We start from the raw sequence: 18,223 nt of genomic DNA, 5'->3' as shown, positions 1-18,223 counted from the left end.
ACCCGGTGGCTGCGCTTTCAGGGAATAAGAATGCCTCAACGCCAAGTCATCAATGCCTCCGTCAGCCCCAAGGGCAGCCTCGAAACGCTGTCGCAACGTGAAGTCCAGCAACTGAGCGAAGCCGGCTCCGGCAGCATCTATACACTTTTTCGCCAGTGCGCCCTGGCAATCCTCAACACCGGCGCTCATATCGACAACGCCAAGACCATCCTCGACGCCTACAAGGACTTTGAGGTGCGCATCCATCAACAGGATCGTGGCGTGCGCCTGGAACTGTTGAACGCACCGGCTGACGCGTTCGTGGATGGCGAAATGATCGCCAGTACCCGCGAGATGCTGTTCAGCGCCCTGCGCGACATCGTCTATACCGAGAACGAACTGGACAGCCAGCGCATCGACCTGAGCACCTCCCAGGGCATCACCGACTACGTGTTCCACCTGCTGCGCAACGCGCGTACGCTGCGGCCCGGAGTCGAGCCGAAGATCGTGGTGTGCTGGGGCGGGCACTCGATCAATACCGAAGAATACAAATACACCAAGAAAGTCGGGCATGAACTGGGCCTGCGCAGCCTTGATGTATGTACCGGTTGCGGCCCTGGCGTGATGAAAGGTCCGATGAAGGGTGCGACCATTTCCCACGCCAAACAACGTATCACCGGCGGGCGCTACCTGGGCCTTACCGAGCCCGGCATCATCGCCGCCGAAGCGCCAAACCCGATCGTCAACGAACTGGTGATCCTGCCGGATATCGAAAAACGCCTGGAAGCCTTTGTGCGCGTAGGCCATGGCATCATCATCTTCCCGGGCGGCGCGGGCACGGCCGAAGAGTTCCTGTACCTGCTGGGTATCCTGATGCATCCGGACAACCGCGACGTGCCGTTCCCGGTGATCCTCACCGGGCCAAAACAGGCCGCGCCGTACCTGCAACAACTGCATGCGTTTGTCGGCGCGACCCTGGGCGAGGCGGCCCAGGCCCACTACCAGATCATCATCGACAACCCCGCTGAAGTCGCGCGGCAGATGACTGCCGGTTTAAAAGCCGTGAAACAATTCCGCCGCGAGCGCAACGACGCCTTCCACTTCAACTGGCTGCTGAAGATCGACGAAGGCTTCCAGCGCCCGTTCGACCCGACCCACGAAAACATGGCCAGCCTGCAACTGAGCCACGCGCTGCCGCCCCATGAGCTGGCAGCCAACCTGCGCCGGGCGTTCTCCGGGATCGTGGCGGGTAACGTCAAGGACAAAGGCATCCGCCTTATCGAGCAAAACGGCCCGTACGAAATCCACGGCGACCTGGCCATCATGAAGCCACTAGATGAGCTGCTGAAGGCATTTGTGGAACAGCACCGGATGAAATTGCCCGGTGGAGCGGCGTATGTGCCGTGCTATCGCGTGGTGCAGTAACAGGCAAACTGCCAGGTCATATGTTGTAGTGTTTTAAGGGCCTTTTACAGGTGTCGTTGGCAGGAATCCGGACTAGGTTTTATCTATTCCGACCCACCGACACCTAAAGAGCGACCTATGGACCAACGGATCTTGTCTTCCATCATTCCTTACCCTAGGGTAAGGAATATCCCGATGGAGATCTTCATTATGGCCACCGCCACACTCACCTCAAAAGGGCAAATCACTATCCCCGTTCAAGTTCGGACCGCATTGGGCCTGGACACCGGAGACCGGGTGGAGTTTGTCGAAATGGAAGATGGCAAGTTTGCCATCATCGCCGCCAACCATAGCGTCCAGGACCTCAAGGGCCTGATCCGCAAACCCGCCCAGGCCGTCAGCATTGAACAGATGAACCAGGCCATCGCCACACAGGGAGCGAAGGCTGGATGATAGGCCTGGATACCAATGTGCTGGTGCGCTATGTCACCCAGGATGATCCGGTTCAATCGGCCAAGGCCTCAAGCCTGATCGAATCCTTCACTGCCACTTCACCGGGGTTTGTCAGCCTGGTTTCGGTGGTGGAGTTGGTGTGGGTATTACAAAGCTGCTACCAATGCCCCAAGACGCAAGTGGTGGCGGTTCTGGAAACCCTGCTGCGCACCCGTGAGCTGATCATCGAACATACCGAACTCATCTGGCAGGCTGTGCGCCGATTTACCACGACCAAGGCTGATTTCGCCGACTGTCTGATCGAGCGCTGTGCCCACGCTGCCGGGTGCGAATACACCGCCACCTTTGATATCGACGCCGCAAAGGCCACCGGCATGCGACGCCTGGACTGATCCCTGGCGTTGCTGCAATGCATCTGCTTTGGTAAAACCTGTATTCCACCGCCCCTTGAGAGACCGCCCAACGTGCGCACGCTTCTGCTCGCTGCCTTGCTCCTGACACCCGCCCTGGCCCAGGCGCAAACCATCGCCTGGCCCGACCTGCCCGAGAGTTGTTTCGTCAGCGGGCGGTCTGCCACCAACGACGATGTCGACAATGGTTGTGCGGCGTTTCTGATCAATGTGAAAGGCAAGGCGGCAGGTACACCGATCAAGATGGATATTCCCCAATACGCCCTGCACGTCGAAGCGGGTACAGGCAAGGAGACACCAGTAATCATCATCCAGGCGGAACAAAATGGTGAGATCAAGGCGGTGGGGTACAAGGAACTGGGTACCGAGCAACTGGGGGCGGCGTTGCTCAAGGAAGTGCGGCTGTTGGGAACAAAAAAACCGAGCTAGAGCCCAGCCCTAAACCTCTTCGATAAAAAGCCGCAATCAAAAAACCCGCTGACCGTTACCGGTTCAGCGGGTTTTCAAGTGTCGACTCAATCCTGTTTCAGAACCTGGTCAACCGCTTACAGCGCGATATCAGCCGCCGGCTTGCTCGGCTCGGTCGCAGGCTTGGCAGCCTCGGTCGCTTGCGGAGCGGGCATTGCAGGAATGGCAGGCGGAGGCGTCAGTTGCAGAACCTTGGCGGTGTAGGCCCATTCTTGCGCAACACGCTCAGGGCTACCGTTCAGCTTGGTGCCATAGCTAGGCACGATCTGCTTCAGTTTTTCCTGCCAGGCCGGGGTGGCGACCTTGTCCTTGAACACTTTTTCCAGCACGGTCAACATGATCGGCGCTGCGGTGGACGCACCAGGCGATGCACCCAGCAGGCCGGCGATGGTGTTGTCGGCGGAGCTGACCACTTCGGTACCGAGTTTCAGGACGCCGCCCTGCTCTTCGTCACGCTTGATGATCTGCACACGCTGACCGGCTTGCCACAGGCGCCAGTCTTCTTTCTTGGCGTTCGGGAAGTACTCTTGCAGCGCCTTGAAGCGGTCGTCATCCGACTGCATCAGTTGGCCGGCAAGGTACTCGACCAGTGGGTATTCGCGGATACCGACTTTGGTCATTGGCCAGATGTTGTGGGTGGTGGTGCTGGTCAGCAGGTCCAGGTACGAGCCTTCTTTCAGGAACTTGGTGGAGAAGGTCGCGAATGGGCCAAACAGGATCACGCGCTTACCATCCAGCACACGGGTGTCCAGGTGCGGAACCGACATCGGTGGCGAACCCACCGAAGCCTTGCCGTAGGCCTTGGCCAGATGCTGCTCGGCAATCGTTGGGTTCTCGGTTACCAGGAACGAGCCGCCAACCGGGAAGCCTGCATATTCCTTGCCTTCAGGAATGCCCGATTTTTGCAGCAAGTGCAAAGCACCGCCGCCCGCGCCGATGAACACGAACTTGGCGTCGGTCTCGGTCTTGGTGCCGTCTTTCAGGTTTTTGTAGCTGACACGCCACGAACCGTCGGCGTTCTTGGTGATGTCCTGCACTTCGCTCGACAGTTTCAGATCAAACTTCGGCGTGGTCTGCAGGTGAGCAACGAACTGACGGGTAATCTCGCCAAAGTTCACGTCGGTACCGATCGGAGACCAGGTAGCCGCGATTTTCTGGCTCGGGTCACGCCCTTCCATCATCAACGGAACCCACTTCTTGATCTGTACCGGATCTTCGGAGTATTCCATGCCGGCAAACAACGGGCTTGCCTGCAATGCTTCGTAACGCTTCTTCAGGAACTTGATGTTGTCATCGCCCCACACAAAGCTCATGTGCGGAGTGGAATTGATGAACGAGCGCGGGTTCTTCAGAACGCCTTGCTGAACCTGCCACGACCAGAACTGGCGGGAAATCTGGAATGCTTCGTTGATCTCGACCGCTTTCGGGATCTCAACGGTGCCGTCCTTGTTTTCCGGGGTGTAGTTCAACTCAGCCAGGGCCGAGTGACCGGTACCGGCGTTGTTCCAACCGTTGGAGCTTTCTTCGGCGACGCCGTCCAGGCGCTCGACCATCTCCATCGACCATTGCGGCTCCAGCTCATTGAGCCAGACACCCAGGGTCGCACTCATGATGCCCCCGCCGATCAGCAGCACATCAACTTTCTTTGCCTCTTCCGCCTGAACGGAAGTAATCCCCATCGACAAAGCCAGCCCCAGCAGGGCAGTGTTCACTTTTTTAAACATCGTAGCACCTATGATAAAACGCCTTCCGCCCTACCGTCCTCGACCTTCCGGCAACCGTTGTTCACAAAACATCAGGCAATGTTTTGCTGGTTCCCGTACTCGCAAGAACTGCAGGGTGGGCACACAAGGCCGACGTATCGACCTCACTTTTATGTCCCTTCTGCGCTGACTTCTTATCATTATTGGCTTCAGCTACCTCGGCGACAGCTACCCTGCCGGTACGCATTCGGGAGTGCGTACCAGAGAGAGAATAGACCAAGATGGCGCGCAGAATATCATGGTCCGGCTGGATCGGGCGTCTGTTCTGGACTTGGTGGTCGTGTTGGCAACAGGCCCAGCGCTACCTCGACAGACTGGCGAAGACGCTCAGGCGTAACGCCATCCCTCGCCTGGATGGAAATACCGTGCAAAAAGGTCGCATAAAAGTCCCCCAGCGCCTGCACATCGACATCCTCGCCAAGCTCGCCGCTTTCCTGCCCGTATTGCAATCTGTCGATAATCGACTGGGTACGTTGCCGGCGGTGCTCACACAGCCATTGCTGAACCTCGACACCGTCCGGGCTGGTGCTGCTTGCGGCACTCACCACCAGGCAGCCGCCGGGACGACCCGATTGCGTGTATGTGCTGATGGCATCGTCCAACATGCCCCTGATCGCGCTTCTCAGGTCTGCCTGCGCCAGCGCATAGTCGGCAAAGCCACCCTCGCCGCTTTCATATAAAGCCACCGCCTCACGGAACAGCGCCTGCTTGCTGCCAAAAGCGGCGTAAATCCTCGCCGAGGCAATGCCCAGCGCCTCCACCAGCGCCGACATGCTGGTGCCCTCGTACCCTTGCTCCCAGAACAACAACATGGCGCGCTGCAATGCCGCTTCCCTATCAAATTCGCGCGGACGTCCGGCCATTAATTGCTTACCTGTGGGTGTGATTTCATCACTTTAACTCATATCGAGTTGACGGTAATGAATGGGCAGGCCTATTCTTTGTCGATCGACAAACAATAGGAACAATCTGATGCGTACGCTTAAAGGACCTAGTTTGCACCTGGCGCAATTCAGCGCCGCCGAGCCGCCTTTCAATAGCCTGGAGAACATCGCCCAGTGGGCCAGGACACAAGGTTTCAAGGCGCTGCAGATTCCGGCGTGGGACAGCCGATTCTTCAATGTTGAACTGGCCGCGCAAAGCCAAGCGTACTGCGATGACATCAAGGGCATGCTCGGCGACCATGGCCTGCAGATCAGTGAACTGACCAGCCACATTTTTGGCCAACTGGTGGCGGTTCATCCTGCCTATGACGCCCTGTGGGACGCCTCCATTCCAGCGCCGCTGCGAGGTAAACCCCAGGCCCGTACAGAATGGGCGATCGAGCGCATGAAATTGACCATCACTGCCTCGCAAAGGCTCGGTCTTGAAGACCTGGGCACATTTTCCGGCGCCCTCGCCTGGCCTTATCTATTCCCCTTCCCGCAACGCCCAGAAGGTCTTATCGATGCCGCATTCGATGAGTTGGCCCGACGCTGGCGACCGCTCCTGGATCTCGCCGATGAGAAAGGCATCAACCTCTGCTACGAAATCCACCCCAGCGAAGACCTCCACGACGGCACCAGCTTCGAGCGCTTCTACGAACGGGTTGACCAGCATCCGCGCTGCCGAATCCTGTTCGACCCCAGCCATTTCGTATTGCAACAACTGGACTACTTGAGCTACCTCGACATTTACCAGTCGTTCATCCGCATGTTTCACGTCAAGGACGCCGAGTTCAACGCCACCGGCCGCCAGGGTATCTACGGCGGATACAGCGACTGGGCCGACCGTGCCGGACGCTTCCGCTCACTGGGTGACGGTCAGGTGGATTTCAAAGGCATTTTCTCCAAGCTGGCCCAATACGACTATCCAGGCTGGGCCACGCTGGAATGGGAGTGCTGCTTGAAAAACCAGGAAGACGGAGCCCGCGAAGGCGTCGAGTTTATCAATCGACACATCATTGAAGTCACCAACCGGGCCTTTGACGACTTCGCCGGTGCACCGGTCGATCAGCGGCAGATCCAGGCTATGCTCGGCCTGCAGCACGAGGCAAGACCATGAGCGCGCACACCGCCACATCGCTGCGTACGGGCGACGATTTCACACATCACTATGTGCGAATCGATGGCAAGAAAATCCACTGCGTCATGGCCGGAACTGGGGAGCCAGTGTTGCTGATCCCGGGCTGGCCACAAACCTGGTACGCCTTCCGGCATATCATGCAAGCCCTCGCACTTCAGGGCTTCCAGGCCATTGCTGTCGACCCGCCCGGCCTTGGCAACTCAGACCGGCCTGCACTGGGCTTCGACACCGGTAATATTGCCGACGTGCTCCATCGGACGATGCTGGGGCTCGGGATCCCACGCTATCACCTGGTCGGGCACGATGTCGGCATGTGGGTAGCCTATGCCCTGGCAAGCGACCAGCCACACGCCGTGCGCACACTAACCGTAACCGAAGCCGTCATACCCGGCCTGGCCACACCGCCACCGATTTTTGTCGCGCCGGAACACAACATCTTCCTGTGGCACTTCCTCTTCAACCAGATCCAGGACCTGCCCGAGGCCCTGATTACCGGTCGGGAAGAAACCTACCTCAACTTCATGTTCGATCGCTGGTCATTCCACCGCGACGCCGTCGCCTCCGACGTCTACATTCGCGCCTACTCGACACCCGGCGGCTTGCGTGCGGGGTTCGACTATTACCGCGCGATTCCCGAAACAATCCGGCAAAACACCGAACGCGCTACCCGCATGCTGGAAATGCCAGTACTGGCCATCGGTGCTGAACATGCCACCAACGATGCGCCACTGATAACGCTCCAGGGTCGCGCAACTGACCTGCGCGGGGCGATCATCACGAATTGTGGGCATTTTGTAATGGAGGAGGCACCGGAGGCTTTTTTGGAACACTTGCTCGGCTTTTTGCTGGCGCATCCTGAAGTCTGAGACTTCGTGCCAGACGAGTAACGGGGCAAAGTCGGGAAATTCAGAAATCAGAAAAACCGATGGGAATCATCGAGTTTTTACGGTTTTCCGACAGGCCCAATTGTCGATAATCGCGTCTTCTCAAAAGGGAGGCGCGTATCCAGATGACTGAGGCAAAAAGCTATACGGCCACGGCAAAGTGGCTGCACTGGGGCATGGCGCTCATCTGGATTGTCGCCTGGGTCGTGGGGATCGTGGCCGTTCACTGGCGCGATGAATTCAATCCACAGCATCAACTCACCTTTTTACACAAGGCGATGGCCAGCACGCTGCTATTCCTTATCGTCCTGCGCATCGCCTGGCGCCTGGCCCATCCAGCACCCGCGATGCCCGATACGATGACGCCACTGATCAAACGTGCGGCGTTCATCGGCCATCTGCTGCTGTACATCGTAGCGCTAGTTGGATTGCCAATATCCGGCTGGTACTGGAGTTCGGTCGCCGACAAACCCATCCTGGTTGCGGGCTTATTCTTGCTGCCGCCGCTGGTGGAGGCAGATAAAAGCCTCTATGACCTGGCAAAGGCGATCCATACCTACACCTCCTGGCTATGCGGAGTCCTTGTGGGTGGGCATGTGGTTGTAGCGCTGAAACATCACTTTATTGATAAAGACAAGGTACTGACAGGCATGCTACCGGGCCGTGTCGACTGAATATGCGGAGGCGCTCAATACCTGGCCTCAACGAGGCCACTCCGATCCTGATAAACTGATCGCCCTTCGCCGCCCCCATCCAGATACCCCAATGCCCCTACACATTGCATCACCCGTACTCTCTCGGCGCTTTAGCGTTGCACCTATGATGGATTGGAATTACTAATCCTGTAGGCCACGTACTCCTTGCTCTACAGAGCCGACCTGAAAGCTGCGTACCACTTTCGTACCAACACTACTTCCAAGCAGTGACGCCGTGCTCCTCAAGACATGCGGCAATCGGCCAGAAGCGGACCCGCACCGAACACCCCTCACGCGTGGCGCTTATACGTCAGGTAATCATGGGCACCGGTACCGGTGCATAAAAACCCCGCCTTCTCGTACATCCTCTTCGCGGGGTTATCAGGTCGCACACTCAACCGCAACTGCGTGAATCCGTGCCGTGCCGCGTCCAGTGCATAGGCTTCCAAGAGGGCCATTCCCACCCCGCTACGCCGATGTTCTGGACTTACATGGATAGTGCAAAGTTCTGCGTAACTCTGCTCAGGTATCCAGAGTGAGTAACCTGCGAAGGCATTACCCATGAACGCGACGTTCAGACGGTCAAAATTCTCTACCCAACGCGTCATGTGCCGTTCCAGTTGAGCTCGCCACGATGCTTCATGCTCGGGCTCCCAACAGCGGATATAGCTCTCCTCGCCTCTGTAGATGGCCGGAAGATCGGTAACACGTGCTTGTCTGAGTTGTAGTGCCATTCCATTAGCCTTTGATGACGTGAAGGTATGGTATGGCCTGCCTGACATTTCGCAAAGCCTGACGATGGGTCGCGATCCGGGTGCAGCGCGAGGTTACAGGTGGCTTACAGCCGGTCATGAAAGGCCACTTTTGGCCGGTTGCTACCCGTCGTGGCAGGCAGCTACCGGCCAGAAGCGGACGCTGCCAGTGAAATTCAGCGTTAGCGTTAACGAGCCGGCAGGGATGATGTGTTAATCACTTAGCCCACCCTTCTGGGTCTCATTACCCGCCACACTAATGCCGCGGTGATAAATGCACCAATTACGGCTCCTGGCATGACAACGAAGAGCACCAGTAAGCCAAGACCAAAGTCATCTGCTAACTCAGCTCTTGATTTGGCTCCCGTGCTCGCCATTTCAAACATCACAACTGCTTCACCAAGCAACCAGTAGGCTGAAGGGAGTGCTATGAGAAAGGCCAGCATAGTGATTGCGGCACGCTTATACATTCTGAAAGCCTAACGATGAGGGTTTACTGAATTCAGTATAAATCACGCAGCTCCTGGCCGAGTAGCAGCCACACGCGAATGGGGCGCTATGCGTCGCGGGGGCTGCTTTGGGTCGACTGCTGCCGATCATGAGTGAAAAACATCAGCCTTTTCGGTTATGGATTGGACAAACTATCTACACAGACCCCATTCCTAAAGGCCTCCAAACCAACCCAATTTTTCGCGTACCATTTTCGTACCACCGCCATACAAACCAATCACTATATTTCAGCGTTAACACTCACAACGCTCCATAATGCATCTGCTAAAAGACCTGTATGCTGCCAGTCTATATTCGACCTAGAGACATATCGTTCCACCAAGGAATAGCACCAATAGGACTTCCAAATGGACGCAAACTTAAAAGAAGTGAATGGCTTTTTTAAAATCCTTGATCAAGATTTTTTTGGCACTTTAAAACTTGACAACGAAGACACTCTACTCACATTTAAAAGCAAATCCCCTATACCCTCCCTCACCACGATCCACACCGTAAATGGGGCTGGATTCGACCACAAAATCATCTCATGCTTAAACTGCATTGATGTAGGGTTCCAACATAGCTACCATCATGGTGGCGTCGAATATACCGCGTCGGTCTTTCCTCATTTCGTTTCAATTGGTGATCAGGGACTCGACTCCAACGAAAACACCATTATCGAAATTTGCTTTACGACAAACGATCTACCAACATTATTCAATGATCGCAGTGCATTTGGTCATTTATTTAGCACTGAAAACAAATTGAAGACTCTATTATCCGACAACCACGATGAAATAATAAATAGCTCATCCTTCAACTACGAACTCCTACTACCAGAAATCGCAGAGACCCCACACCTGTTCTATTGGACCGGCAAGATAGATATCTTTCAATGTCAAACAAAAATTGGCTTGTTGACGATAACTCATAGCCCTAGCTTTTCCACAGACGGAAAAACCGGCATAACTTGCGAAAATAATATTAGCGCAAACCTTAAGCTCGATGAGCCTATTAATTTCGAAAAGACAATTAGCCACATTTCGACTTTTGCTAGATTTTTTTCAATCATCGCCGGCCGCACTCAAAAAGCCAGCGATATAAAAATCAAAAAAACTGATTCCTTACCAGGTAAATACATAGACATATACTGCAGCTACAGCTCAACAGTCACAGCCCCTCCTCTTCGAGGCATAAACGATACCCCTTTAAGCCCAATTCATAGGCCCGTTGAGTTTTCCACCGTACTACAAGCCTGGATCGAGAGAGAGTCCGAATGGAGCGTGGGACGGACTCAATATTTAAATGGATTAAATAAAAATCGCTCCTACGATACCGATAGACTTGTATCTGCCGCAAATGCCTTTGACATATTGCCGTCAGCAGCAACCGTACCAAATAAAGAAATCTCCGAACAATATATTGATGCACGAACCGAGTGCATTAAAATACTCGAAGCCTTACCCCATTCAGAAGACCGAGCCGCAGCCATCGGGGTGATGAAACGATGGGGTAGAGCTAACCTTCGTAGCAAAGTTCTTCACAGAGCTCAAATCGTAAAAAACAATATTCCGAACATAAACAATGGAATTGATCGCGCACTAGTTTTAGCAATAAAAATGCGAAACCATTTCGTCCACGGCAGTGACGATTTCGACTATAAAAAGTATGAAAGTTTTTTGCCATTTTTCACGGACGCTTTAGAGTTTGTATTCTCCGCATCTGACATTATTGAATGCGGATGGAACCCTGAGGCGTGGATAAAGAGCCGCCCCTCATACGCTCACAACTATTCATACTTCATAAACTCTTTCAATAACGAAATAGAATCATTGAAAGCTGTAGAGGGCGAGGCCAAACATTTCAAGTAACACTAAAAAAGCAACAATAGCGGCCCAAGAGTTGATAAGTATCGGCTCATGTGCCGCTCATCTGGGGGAAGTAGGCGCACCACCAGACCATAGTAACCTACATCACCGTTGATTCTAACTTGCTCCACAACATCCCCCCCTGCCCAACAGTCACACCGTCTCCTGATGTTGCAATTGCCCATAGCTCAAATTCCTGCGCTATCCAGTCGCCCATAGCTAATAGCTACGCCCCCAACGAATCATCACAACCCGCAGCTGGCAATCGTACGTGCGCGCATGCGCATTGGACGCCAATGCCTCGAAATTTTCTGGGCTATAAAAAAGAGTAACATCAGTAATTTTTTGCGCCTGACCCAACCAACCTATTGAAAACAAAGGATTTTTCATCACGGCAAAAGGTAATATTTAAGTAACATTGAAGTAATCTGATTACTCTTTATAAATGTAATTCTCCACCTTTTATAAAACCCTTTAAAATCAATACTTTGATAGAAAATTACCTTTTCAATTACTTCTCTGTTACTCCTTTTTGTAATCTCCTAACCCACAGAATACGCGGCCTCCAGACCGTTTCCGTGGGGAGATTACTGAAATTACTCTTTTTGAGACTCCCCCCCCTCCCCATCAACAGCAGAGCCTCCAAGGCCCTTCCACAAAATACTCCCTCGGTGCAGGGTTCCGCAGGTATTTCCGGGTTCGGAAATCGGAAAGCGGCCCCCAGCCAGCGCCGTGTTGAGGGGGTTGCAGGTGTGCAGAAAAAACGACCCCTTTAGCCCGCAGGCGAGGTGGGGGGACGACGGCGCGCGCCGGATGTGCGTTAGCGAAACCCCAAAAATGAATTCGGCTTACATTTATTTTTTAATGAGAATCAATATCATCATTGGTGCTATCCTCGTGTTTCTCGTCAATGCAACTGTAGGTATTGCTATGGCTGATTCGCATAGCGAAGGAGATTTGGACCTTGCTTGAGGATGAGCTGACTCTACTATCAGGCACGACTTGAAAGAGGCACTTGGGATTCGCAATCCAAATGGTGCTCAGGCAGATCTACAAACGTTTGTCTGAGCAGACTGCCGAAATTGAACCTTTCGTAAGGGAGCGAATGGCCAGTCAAAGCAAAGTTTTGGTTTCCAACCATTCTGCCTGCGATTTCGATAGTCGGTTGAAACGGGAACTGGAGTGTACTTGGACTGGTACCCGACAGGCCCAAAATTACCGGGCTTAGAGTACAGCCGGGGAACTGGAGATTTGAAATGCAACTTTTTATTAAGAGGGATCTATGATTAAAAATAAAACTGTATTTAGCAGGGCCTTAGCAACATGCAAAGTATTCTCTGTACTTTATTTATTTTCTGTATTACTTGGCTGTTCGAGCCCAATCTCGATAACCAAGCCAATTAATATCTCTACACCAGATCAAACCGTTAGGGCAGAGTTTGAGGTAAAAGAGGTTGGCGACTATAGGTTTGCGCTATTATTTGCTTGGGGAAAAGACAAATCCAAGATGGATGCGCAAAGTAAATTATGGGGCGTATGGGGCGAGAATAACGGGGGCACTCCCATACCTATTCATCTACGCATAATGAAAGATGACAAGATCTTCTTTAACGAACTAATCCTGACTCGCGGTACCAATTCGACTTTTTCCTTTGATTACGACGGTGCACGCAAGAGCGTACAGCTTAGAGATATAAAGCACCTCACTTTACCACCGGGCAGATACCTAGTTGAAGTCAGCACAACTGAGGCCACAGAAGCTTTTAGCGAAACAGAAACTTACGTTAAGTTCTCTTACTACAACCCTAAAATCTAACACCACCACCCTACCCAACTATCAAAGGACTTGATGGCATGCCTGATAAAAATCACAGCGTCACCTATAAAGTAGCAGGAATGGGAGCAGATTACATTTATCAACAAGATAAGGCGGGCAATAAAGCAGGGGACACTCATCAATCCCTTGCTGGGCATATGTGGTATAGCGTTAGTGATGGCACAACAAAAAACAGTTATGGTTTTACTTCAGCATTTGAACAGATGAGTGGAGAAGGAGCTGTTTCTGCATTTGATGACGCAGCGTATCAAAAAACAATTTACGAAGTCACCATACAACTAACTGAGGCTCAATATAGCAATCTAATTAGCTTTTCAAAAAACCCCGAACTAGCTGGTTTTGATGCTTCAACATATAACGTTCTAACCAACAGCTGTGTAGACTTCGTTTACTCATCACTAAAAACCATCGGATATAACGAAAAGGAATTTGAAGGCTCCCTTTTACCGGCAGCAAATATAGTTCCAATAAAAAATCTCCTGGATAGTTTTGGCGCCCAAATTATTCGTGACGACCTAACCCGCCGTGGAGATTACTACAACTCAGATGAACTTCAGATGTGTTTGTGGCTTGACGAGAGAGATGTGTCGAGCAATCTATCAGACACTGGACTGCGAAATGAGCGAATCGCCGAGCGCGATTTTATAGCGCAAATGCAAAAAGAAATAAACGAGTTCAACTTCTCACTATCGGATTTGGTCAAGCCTGGCAATGGCTTTCTCTACCAGGACTATAACGGTATAACGAGCTGGAATGGAGGTGTAGCTGCATTCCAGGAACATGTATTTGAGAACAACGGTCTTGATATTTTCAACGGCGGTTACAGCTGGCAAAGTAACTTCAACCAGAAGATGGACCGCATTAATTCAGCGGAAAAAAGCATGCAAGAGTTCATTAATAGCGATTTCGGTAAAGCCGACAAAGCTCTTGGGGGAAAAGCCGCCGAGGTCAGTAAAAAGACTGAGGAAAAAAAGGCTGACATGCAAGAGGCGTTTGGAGAATTCACACCGTTAGTACTCGATCTAAGTGGGGATGGAATCAAGACCCGGTCAATTTTCGATAAAATTAAAGGGTTTGAGTTTGTTCCAGGCGAAAAGAATGCATACCACGGCTGGCTAGATCGCGAAAGTGGATTTCTTGCTTTTGACGAGAATGATAATGGCATCATTGACAACGGTAGAGAGTTATTCGGTAGTGCTTCAGAAGATGGGTTTACTTTGCTAAGTAGACTTGACTCTAACCTAGATGGACGGATTGACGCTGCTGACGATTTTTTCGATAAGCTGAGAGTGTGGCAGGACAAAAACCAGAACACCATCTCCGAAGCAGGAGAGCTGATGAGCTTGCAAGAAGCAAAAATCAGATCAATATCGCTTGAAGATGTTGAGGCAACCTATCGCCCAGACAAGAATGGCAACACTATTAAGTGGGTATCCGACTACATGCTGGAATCGGGTGAAACACGGGAAATTGCCGATGTCTATTTCACCTACAGCAAGCCTACTTCGGCTATAGCGAACAAGATGGCAAGTGATCCATTCGCTCTGAGTTTAGAACAACAAACGCAAAGCTTTGTCGACACTATAGCTACAGTAAAATCTGCACCCCGCATTGAAGTGATACGAGCTCCTAATACTGTCGAACAGCATAATGTTCCCATGGTCGCTATGGTGGGCCAGCCTGAACTACCCACCGACTTTTGATGCCTCACTGCCTGAGCTGGAGTAGGAAAGGAGGTTCCGGCTCAGGCCTTTCCATCGCCTCGTATGCGGGGCAGGAACCGACACTACCGCAAATAGGGGCACAGCCATACCTTCATGTCAAAACTGAACATCACCAACGGAGTTGCTGAATACCTCATAGGGCGCAACTGTGGTGGAGTGTTTTACACGCTTAGGCATACAAAGTTTTAGCTCGCAATGTTCGAGTAATTCAGAGTCGATTTGGTCTTACCGCACTTACTCGCTACGTTTATTACACAGGAGCTTTACGCCTCCCTGCCAATTGCGTAAGGGCGGAAAAGGATGACGTTCTCTCCCAGCCAATCATTTAGTTGCTGCATACGCGCCTGAATGGGCTCAATCTCATTTGCCACATAGATCTCCGCCGCCTCCCTGATCGATCCAAAGCCCCCAGCGTTTTGAGGAACGATGCCCATTAGCTGCGGAGGAATGCGCAAGCTGGCCAGTACATCGTCCCGCGTCTGGTTTTTGATAGAGTTGAATTCGTCCTTGGCGGTCACTTCGCTTACAGGGATGATCTGAAGTCCGTCCTTTTTGCCGTTCGGCGAGTACACAAACAGGTTGCGGAAGTTGCCAGGCCCCTTGGAGTCCTTCAGCGCCTTGCGCAGTGAGTCGACGTCCGCTTCGTTCTGCGCCGCATCGGTCATGTAGAGAATGAAGCCGGCATGACTGCCGTTCTCGTAATACTTGCGTCGGAACAGCGTGGCCGATTCATTCAGCAACGCCGACTGCAACGCACTGATCCACTCAGGCAGCCCGTACACCTCCTGGTGCAGATCCACCTCGCGTAGGTGGAAGACGGTGCCCGGTTCAAATTCATGTTCTTCCTTCCACCCTTGAACCATGAACTGCCGACCATCCTTGCCAGAGGCGCATGTACTTCGCCAGCGGCGGTACCAGCTCGTCCGGCAGGAAACACCAAACATCGTTGCCAATCTTCTGGCCGGGGTTCTTCATATCGCGCACCTTCATCCAGGCGGCGTGTGGAGAAGAGGGCAAACCCAACGACTTTCAACATATTGATGGCGGTCGGGCGCCTGGCCTGCATGGCCTGGTAGTACACAAGCACCTTTCCCAACTCGTCCAAGGTCGGCCGGCGATCACGCTCCCGGCTTTTCAGGTTGTAGCCCAGCTTGCGCAGCACACGCCTGGCACCGCCCATGGAGAGCGGATCGACCTGGTAGCCCCAGGCATCTTTGGCGATGGCCAGGACAGCGCCGAGATGCGCCAGGTCGTTGCCAGCGGTTTGTGGCTGAACCCCACCACCCTCACGGCTCATTCGCCATAGGGCGAAGTCGACCAGGCACTGGGTTGTGACGTCGGTATCGTTGAGCTTACCGATATCCATCTTGCCGATGGCTTCAAGCGTGGCCTTCTTGGTTTTGCCTAACGGCCGGGCCTTTTCCACTTCCAGCAAGTACTGCTTGATCATGTCTTTGACGGTGACGCCCTGCCGGCTCGCCCGTTCGATCGCGCCGGGCTGGTCCAGCTCCGATTCACGCTTGGGCTGCCTGTTTTCGGGCGAAGGTCTAGCTCTCTTGGTAGACTTGCACTCCGTCGCGCTTGATGCGGATCTGAGCCGTGTAGCTCACAGTCCCATCCGCCAGTTTTCTTGCCCTGATAGTCGCCATATCGAAAGTGGTACGCGTCAGTTTTGAGGTGGTACATCGTACCACCGAGCCCTGAAAAACGCCTGAAAACGCCCTAAAACACGCCAAGAACACGTTGAGTAAAATGCTAGATAAACAGAGCTTTAGCCCAGCAGAATCAAGCCCCGCACTGTCTCGGCGCTTTAGCGTTGCACCTATGATGGATTGGACCGACCGCCACTGCCGCTTCTTCCTGCGCCTACTCTCCAAAAACGCCCTGCTCTACACCGAAATGGTCACCACCGGCGCAATCCTGCACGGCGACCACGAACGCTTCCTGCGCCACAACGAAGCCGAGCACCCGTTAGCGTTGCAACTGGGCGGCAGTGTTCCAGCAGATTTAGCCGCCTGCGCTCGCATGGCCCAGGATGCAGGCTACGACGAAGTGAACCTGAACGTCGGCTGCCCCAGCGACCGGGTACAGAATAATATGATCGGCGCGTGCCTGATGGGGCACCCGGCCCTGGTGGCTGATTGTGTGAAAGCGATGCGTGATGCGGTGTCGATTCCGGTTACGGTGAAGCATCGCATCGGGATCAATGGCCGGGACAGTTATGCTCAGTTGTGTGATTTTGTCGGACAGGTGAAAGACGCGGGCTGTACCAGTTTTACCGTGCATGCACGGATTGCGATTCTGGAGGGCTTGTCGCCCAAGGAAAATCGGGACATTCCACCGTTGCGCTATGACGTAGCGGCGCAGTTGAAGCGGGATTTTGCCGAGCTGGAGATTGTTCTCAATGGCGGGATCAAGACACTGGAGCAATGCGACGAGCATTTGCAGGTGTTTGATGGGGTGATGCTGGGGCGTGAGGCGTATCACAATCCGTATTTGCTCGCAGAGGTGGATCAGCGCTTGTTTGGCAGTACGGCGCCGGTCATCAGCCGGGCCGAGGCGTTGGCGCAGTTGCGGCCTTATATCGCTGAGCATTTGGCCAATGGAGGGTCGATGCATCACATTACGCGGCATGTGTTGGGTTTGGGTACTGGGTTTCCTGGGGCGCGCAAGTTTCGACAGTTGTTGTCGGTGGACATTCATAAAGCTAGCGACCCGTTGGCTTTGTTGGACCAGGCTGGGGCGTTGCTGGAAGGCCGCTGACCGGGCGGCTCGTAAAATGGGTGAGGGTCGCGGGCAAGTCCCGTGAACTTACCCACTCCCACGTAAAGAGTTCATATAAATTCCCTATTCCCCATAACGATTACGTCGCCTCTATTGAGCACTAAGCCCAGACACTCTACCGTCACTTCCTACCCCCAACACCCGTAGAAAGTCATCGTGGAAAGTTCAACTTTAGGCATGATCGTCCTGTCAATGATTGCGCTCTTCGGTACCGCCGCATTTTGCTTTGAACACCTCGCCACCCGCGGCGAGAAGAAAAAGAAAGCCAAATAAGCGGCTCGTCAACACCAGCAGCACCCCAGTGTTTAAAGGGATACCCGGGCGGCGGGCTATCCCTTTTTTTCGTGCGCCCGACATAACTTTTCTATATGTCGTCTTAATACCGCTTCGTGTAATCAGTGCCAGAACTTGATACCCCAGGGATTAACCTCCCCGCGTCCGCAATTGCGGCTTATTCATTCAGGGGAGTTACACCGTGCTCACACTCACGTTCATTTATATCGCCAGCGGCTTATGTGCTGTGGGGCTGTTCGTTTACTTGGGCTACGCCCTTATTCGCGCAGAGAAATTCTAGGGAGCTGGCCATGTACGACCTGATGTTTATCAGCCTTTCCCTGGTGTTTTTTGTTGCGACTGCCATGGCCATTGT

General features: G+C 53.3%; 16 protein-coding genes and 2 pseudogenes. 12 read left to right on the top strand and 6 right to left on the bottom strand.

Going from position 1 to position 18,223, the window contains the following annotated elements; translation table 11 throughout:
- The first annotated feature begins 30 nt into the window (after nt 1-30).
- From ppnN to H097_RS09575, 4 genes are all read left to right on the top strand, one after another.
- The gene (ppnN, locus tag H097_RS09590; RefSeq protein WP_032859320.1) at nt 31-1,404 is read left to right on the top strand and encodes a nucleotide 5'-monophosphate nucleosidase PpnN; all 1,374 of its coding nucleotides are present in this window, start codon (nt 31-33) and stop codon (nt 1,402-1,404) included.
- Nucleotides 1,405-1,578: 174 nt separating this feature from the next.
- Nucleotides 1,579-1,836 (top strand): AbrB/MazE/SpoVT family DNA-binding domain-containing protein, encoded by a 258-nt coding sequence (locus tag H097_RS09585; RefSeq protein ID WP_032859669.1) that lies wholly within the window; start codon nt 1,579-1,581, stop codon nt 1,834-1,836.
- Nucleotides 1,833-2,228, top strand: coding sequence for a type II toxin-antitoxin system VapC family toxin (locus H097_RS09580; protein ID WP_032859317.1), 396 nt, complete (start codon nt 1,833-1,835; stop codon nt 2,226-2,228). Before H097_RS09585 ends, H097_RS09580 begins: the two co-directional genes overlap by 4 nt.
- Nucleotides 2,229-2,300: 72 nt before the next feature.
- Nucleotides 2,301-2,675 (top strand): hypothetical protein, encoded by a 375-nt coding sequence (locus H097_RS09575; RefSeq protein ID WP_032859314.1) that lies wholly within the window; start codon nt 2,301-2,303, stop codon nt 2,673-2,675.
- Nucleotides 2,676-2,791: 116 nt separating this feature from the next.
- Here H097_RS09575 and mqo read toward each other — a convergent pair whose 3' ends face one another.
- Both mqo and H097_RS09565 read right to left on the bottom strand, forming a co-directional pair.
- The gene (gene mqo, locus H097_RS09570; protein ID WP_032859310.1) at nt 2,792-4,438 is read right to left on the bottom strand and encodes a malate dehydrogenase (quinone); all 1,647 of its coding nucleotides are present in this window, start codon (nt 4,436-4,438) and stop codon (nt 2,792-2,794) included.
- 275 nt (nt 4,439-4,713) lie between these two features.
- Nucleotides 4,714-5,340 carry a TetR/AcrR family transcriptional regulator gene (locus H097_RS09565; RefSeq protein WP_050593320.1) on the bottom strand — a complete coding sequence of 209 codons (627 nt, stop codon included), beginning with the start codon at nt 5,338-5,340 and terminating at the stop codon, nt 4,714-4,716.
- A 109-nt stretch (nt 5,341-5,449) separates the two neighbouring features.
- On the opposite strand from H097_RS09565, the gene H097_RS09560 reads away from it, so the two are divergent.
- The 3 genes from H097_RS09560 to H097_RS09550 all read left to right on the top strand — a co-directional run bounded on the left by H097_RS09560 (nt 5,450) and on the right by H097_RS09550 (nt 8,099).
- The gene (locus H097_RS09560; RefSeq protein ID WP_032859309.1) at nt 5,450-6,520 is read left to right on the top strand and encodes a sugar phosphate isomerase/epimerase family protein; all 1,071 of its coding nucleotides are present in this window, start codon (nt 5,450-5,452) and stop codon (nt 6,518-6,520) included.
- A complete protein-coding gene (locus H097_RS09555; protein ID WP_032859308.1) occupies nt 6,517-7,407 on the top strand; it encodes an alpha/beta hydrolase in 891 nt (296 codons plus the stop codon). Before H097_RS09560 ends, H097_RS09555 begins: the two co-directional genes overlap by 4 nt.
- Before the next feature lie 143 nt (nt 7,408-7,550).
- Nucleotides 7,551-8,099 carry a cytochrome b gene (locus H097_RS09550; RefSeq protein ID WP_032859306.1) on the top strand — a complete coding sequence of 183 codons (549 nt, stop codon included), beginning with the start codon at nt 7,551-7,553 and terminating at the stop codon, nt 8,097-8,099.
- 311 nt (nt 8,100-8,410) lie between these two features.
- Here the strand turns inward: H097_RS09550 and H097_RS09545 are convergent, their stop codons facing one another.
- Together H097_RS09545 and H097_RS09540 are read right to left on the bottom strand one after the other, a co-directional pair.
- Nucleotides 8,411-8,854: an N-acetyltransferase gene (locus H097_RS09545; RefSeq protein WP_032859305.1), complete on the bottom strand. Its 444-nt coding sequence runs from the start codon at nt 8,852-8,854 to the stop codon at nt 8,411-8,413.
- A 239-nt stretch (nt 8,855-9,093) separates the two neighbouring features.
- Nucleotides 9,094-9,342 (bottom strand): hypothetical protein, encoded by a 249-nt coding sequence (locus H097_RS09540; protein WP_032859303.1) that lies wholly within the window; start codon nt 9,340-9,342, stop codon nt 9,094-9,096.
- A gap of 387 nt (nt 9,343-9,729) precedes the next feature.
- Here H097_RS09540 and H097_RS09535 point away from each other — a divergent pair, with 387 nt between their 5' ends.
- From H097_RS09535 to H097_RS09525, 3 genes are all read left to right on the top strand, one after another.
- Nucleotides 9,730-11,232 (top strand): HEPN domain-containing protein, encoded by a 1,503-nt coding sequence (locus H097_RS09535; RefSeq protein WP_032859302.1) that lies wholly within the window; start codon nt 9,730-9,732, stop codon nt 11,230-11,232.
- A 1,279-nt stretch (nt 11,233-12,511) separates the two neighbouring features.
- The gene (locus H097_RS09530; RefSeq protein ID WP_032859300.1) at nt 12,512-13,045 is read left to right on the top strand and encodes a DUF5625 family protein; all 534 of its coding nucleotides are present in this window, start codon (nt 12,512-12,514) and stop codon (nt 13,043-13,045) included.
- A 38-nt stretch (nt 13,046-13,083) separates the two neighbouring features.
- Nucleotides 13,084-14,769 (top strand): hypothetical protein, encoded by a 1,686-nt coding sequence (locus H097_RS09525; RefSeq protein ID WP_032859298.1) that lies wholly within the window; start codon nt 13,084-13,086, stop codon nt 14,767-14,769.
- Nucleotides 14,770-15,053: 284 nt separating this feature from the next.
- Here the strand turns inward: H097_RS09525 and H097_RS09520 are convergent.
- Both H097_RS09520 and H097_RS27635 read right to left on the bottom strand, forming a co-directional pair.
- Nucleotides 15,054-15,711, bottom strand: a pseudogene (locus H097_RS09520) (phage portal protein); the annotation flags it as partial.
- Nucleotides 15,709-16,439: pseudogene (locus H097_RS27635) on the bottom strand (site-specific integrase); the annotation flags it as partial. The pseudogenes H097_RS09520 and H097_RS27635, both read right to left, overlap by 3 nt.
- A 103-nt stretch (nt 16,440-16,542) precedes the next feature.
- On the opposite strand from H097_RS27635, the gene dusA reads away from it, so the two are divergent.
- Nucleotides 16,543-17,553: a tRNA dihydrouridine(20/20a) synthase DusA gene (dusA, locus tag H097_RS09515; protein ID WP_032859295.1), complete on the top strand. Its 1,011-nt coding sequence runs from the start codon at nt 16,543-16,545 to the stop codon at nt 17,551-17,553.
- A 496-nt stretch (nt 17,554-18,049) separates the two neighbouring features.
- Nucleotides 18,050-18,148: a K(+)-transporting ATPase subunit F gene (gene kdpF / locus H097_RS29000; protein WP_076964610.1), complete on the top strand. Its 99-nt coding sequence runs from the start codon at nt 18,050-18,052 to the stop codon at nt 18,146-18,148.
- The last annotated feature ends 75 nt before the right edge of the window (nt 18,149-18,223 follow it).

Origin of the sequence: Pseudomonas sp. FH4, assembly GCF_000510915.2 — a bacterium.
In the GTDB taxonomy this organism is placed as follows: domain Bacteria; phylum Pseudomonadota; class Gammaproteobacteria; order Pseudomonadales; family Pseudomonadaceae; genus Aquipseudomonas; species Aquipseudomonas brenneri.
The sequence above is the reverse complement of the archived record's forward strand: the minus strand, read 5'-3'. Positions and strand labels throughout refer to the sequence as shown.

What these genes read in the sequence shown, in the direction of transcription:
- H097_RS09525 (WP_032859298.1), top strand. Translation starts at nt 13,084, where the DNA reads ATGCCTGATAAAAATCACAGCGTCACCTATAAAGTAGCAGGAATGGGA.
- H097_RS09555 (WP_032859308.1), top strand. Translation starts at nt 6,517, where the DNA reads ATGAGCGCGCACACCGCCACATCGCTGCGTACGGGCGACGATTTCACA.
- H097_RS09530 (WP_032859300.1), top strand. Translation starts at nt 12,512, where the DNA reads ATGATTAAAAATAAAACTGTATTTAGCAGGGCCTTAGCAACATGCAAA.
- ppnN (WP_032859320.1), top strand. Translation starts at nt 31, where the DNA reads ATGCCTCAACGCCAAGTCATCAATGCCTCCGTCAGCCCCAAGGGCAGC.
- mqo (WP_032859310.1), bottom strand. Translation starts at nt 4,438, where the DNA reads ATGTTTAAAAAAGTGAACACTGCCCTGCTGGGGCTGGCTTTGTCGATG.
- dusA (WP_032859295.1), top strand. Translation starts at nt 16,543, where the DNA reads ATGCTAGATAAACAGAGCTTTAGCCCAGCAGAATCAAGCCCCGCACTG.
- H097_RS09585 (WP_032859669.1), top strand. Translation starts at nt 1,579, where the DNA reads ATGGAGATCTTCATTATGGCCACCGCCACACTCACCTCAAAAGGGCAA.
- H097_RS09540 (WP_032859303.1), bottom strand. Translation starts at nt 9,342, where the DNA reads ATGTATAAGCGTGCCGCAATCACTATGCTGGCCTTTCTCATAGCACTC.
- H097_RS09550 (WP_032859306.1), top strand. Translation starts at nt 7,551, where the DNA reads ATGACTGAGGCAAAAAGCTATACGGCCACGGCAAAGTGGCTGCACTGG.
- H097_RS09535 (WP_032859302.1), top strand. Translation starts at nt 9,730, where the DNA reads ATGGACGCAAACTTAAAAGAAGTGAATGGCTTTTTTAAAATCCTTGAT.
- H097_RS09565 (WP_050593320.1), bottom strand. Translation starts at nt 5,340, where the DNA reads ATGGCCGGACGTCCGCGCGAATTTGATAGGGAAGCGGCATTGCAGCGC.
- H097_RS09545 (WP_032859305.1), bottom strand. Translation starts at nt 8,854, where the DNA reads ATGGCACTACAACTCAGACAAGCACGTGTTACCGATCTTCCGGCCATC.
- H097_RS09580 (WP_032859317.1), top strand. Translation starts at nt 1,833, where the DNA reads ATGATAGGCCTGGATACCAATGTGCTGGTGCGCTATGTCACCCAGGAT.
- H097_RS09560 (WP_032859309.1), top strand. Translation starts at nt 5,450, where the DNA reads ATGCGTACGCTTAAAGGACCTAGTTTGCACCTGGCGCAATTCAGCGCC.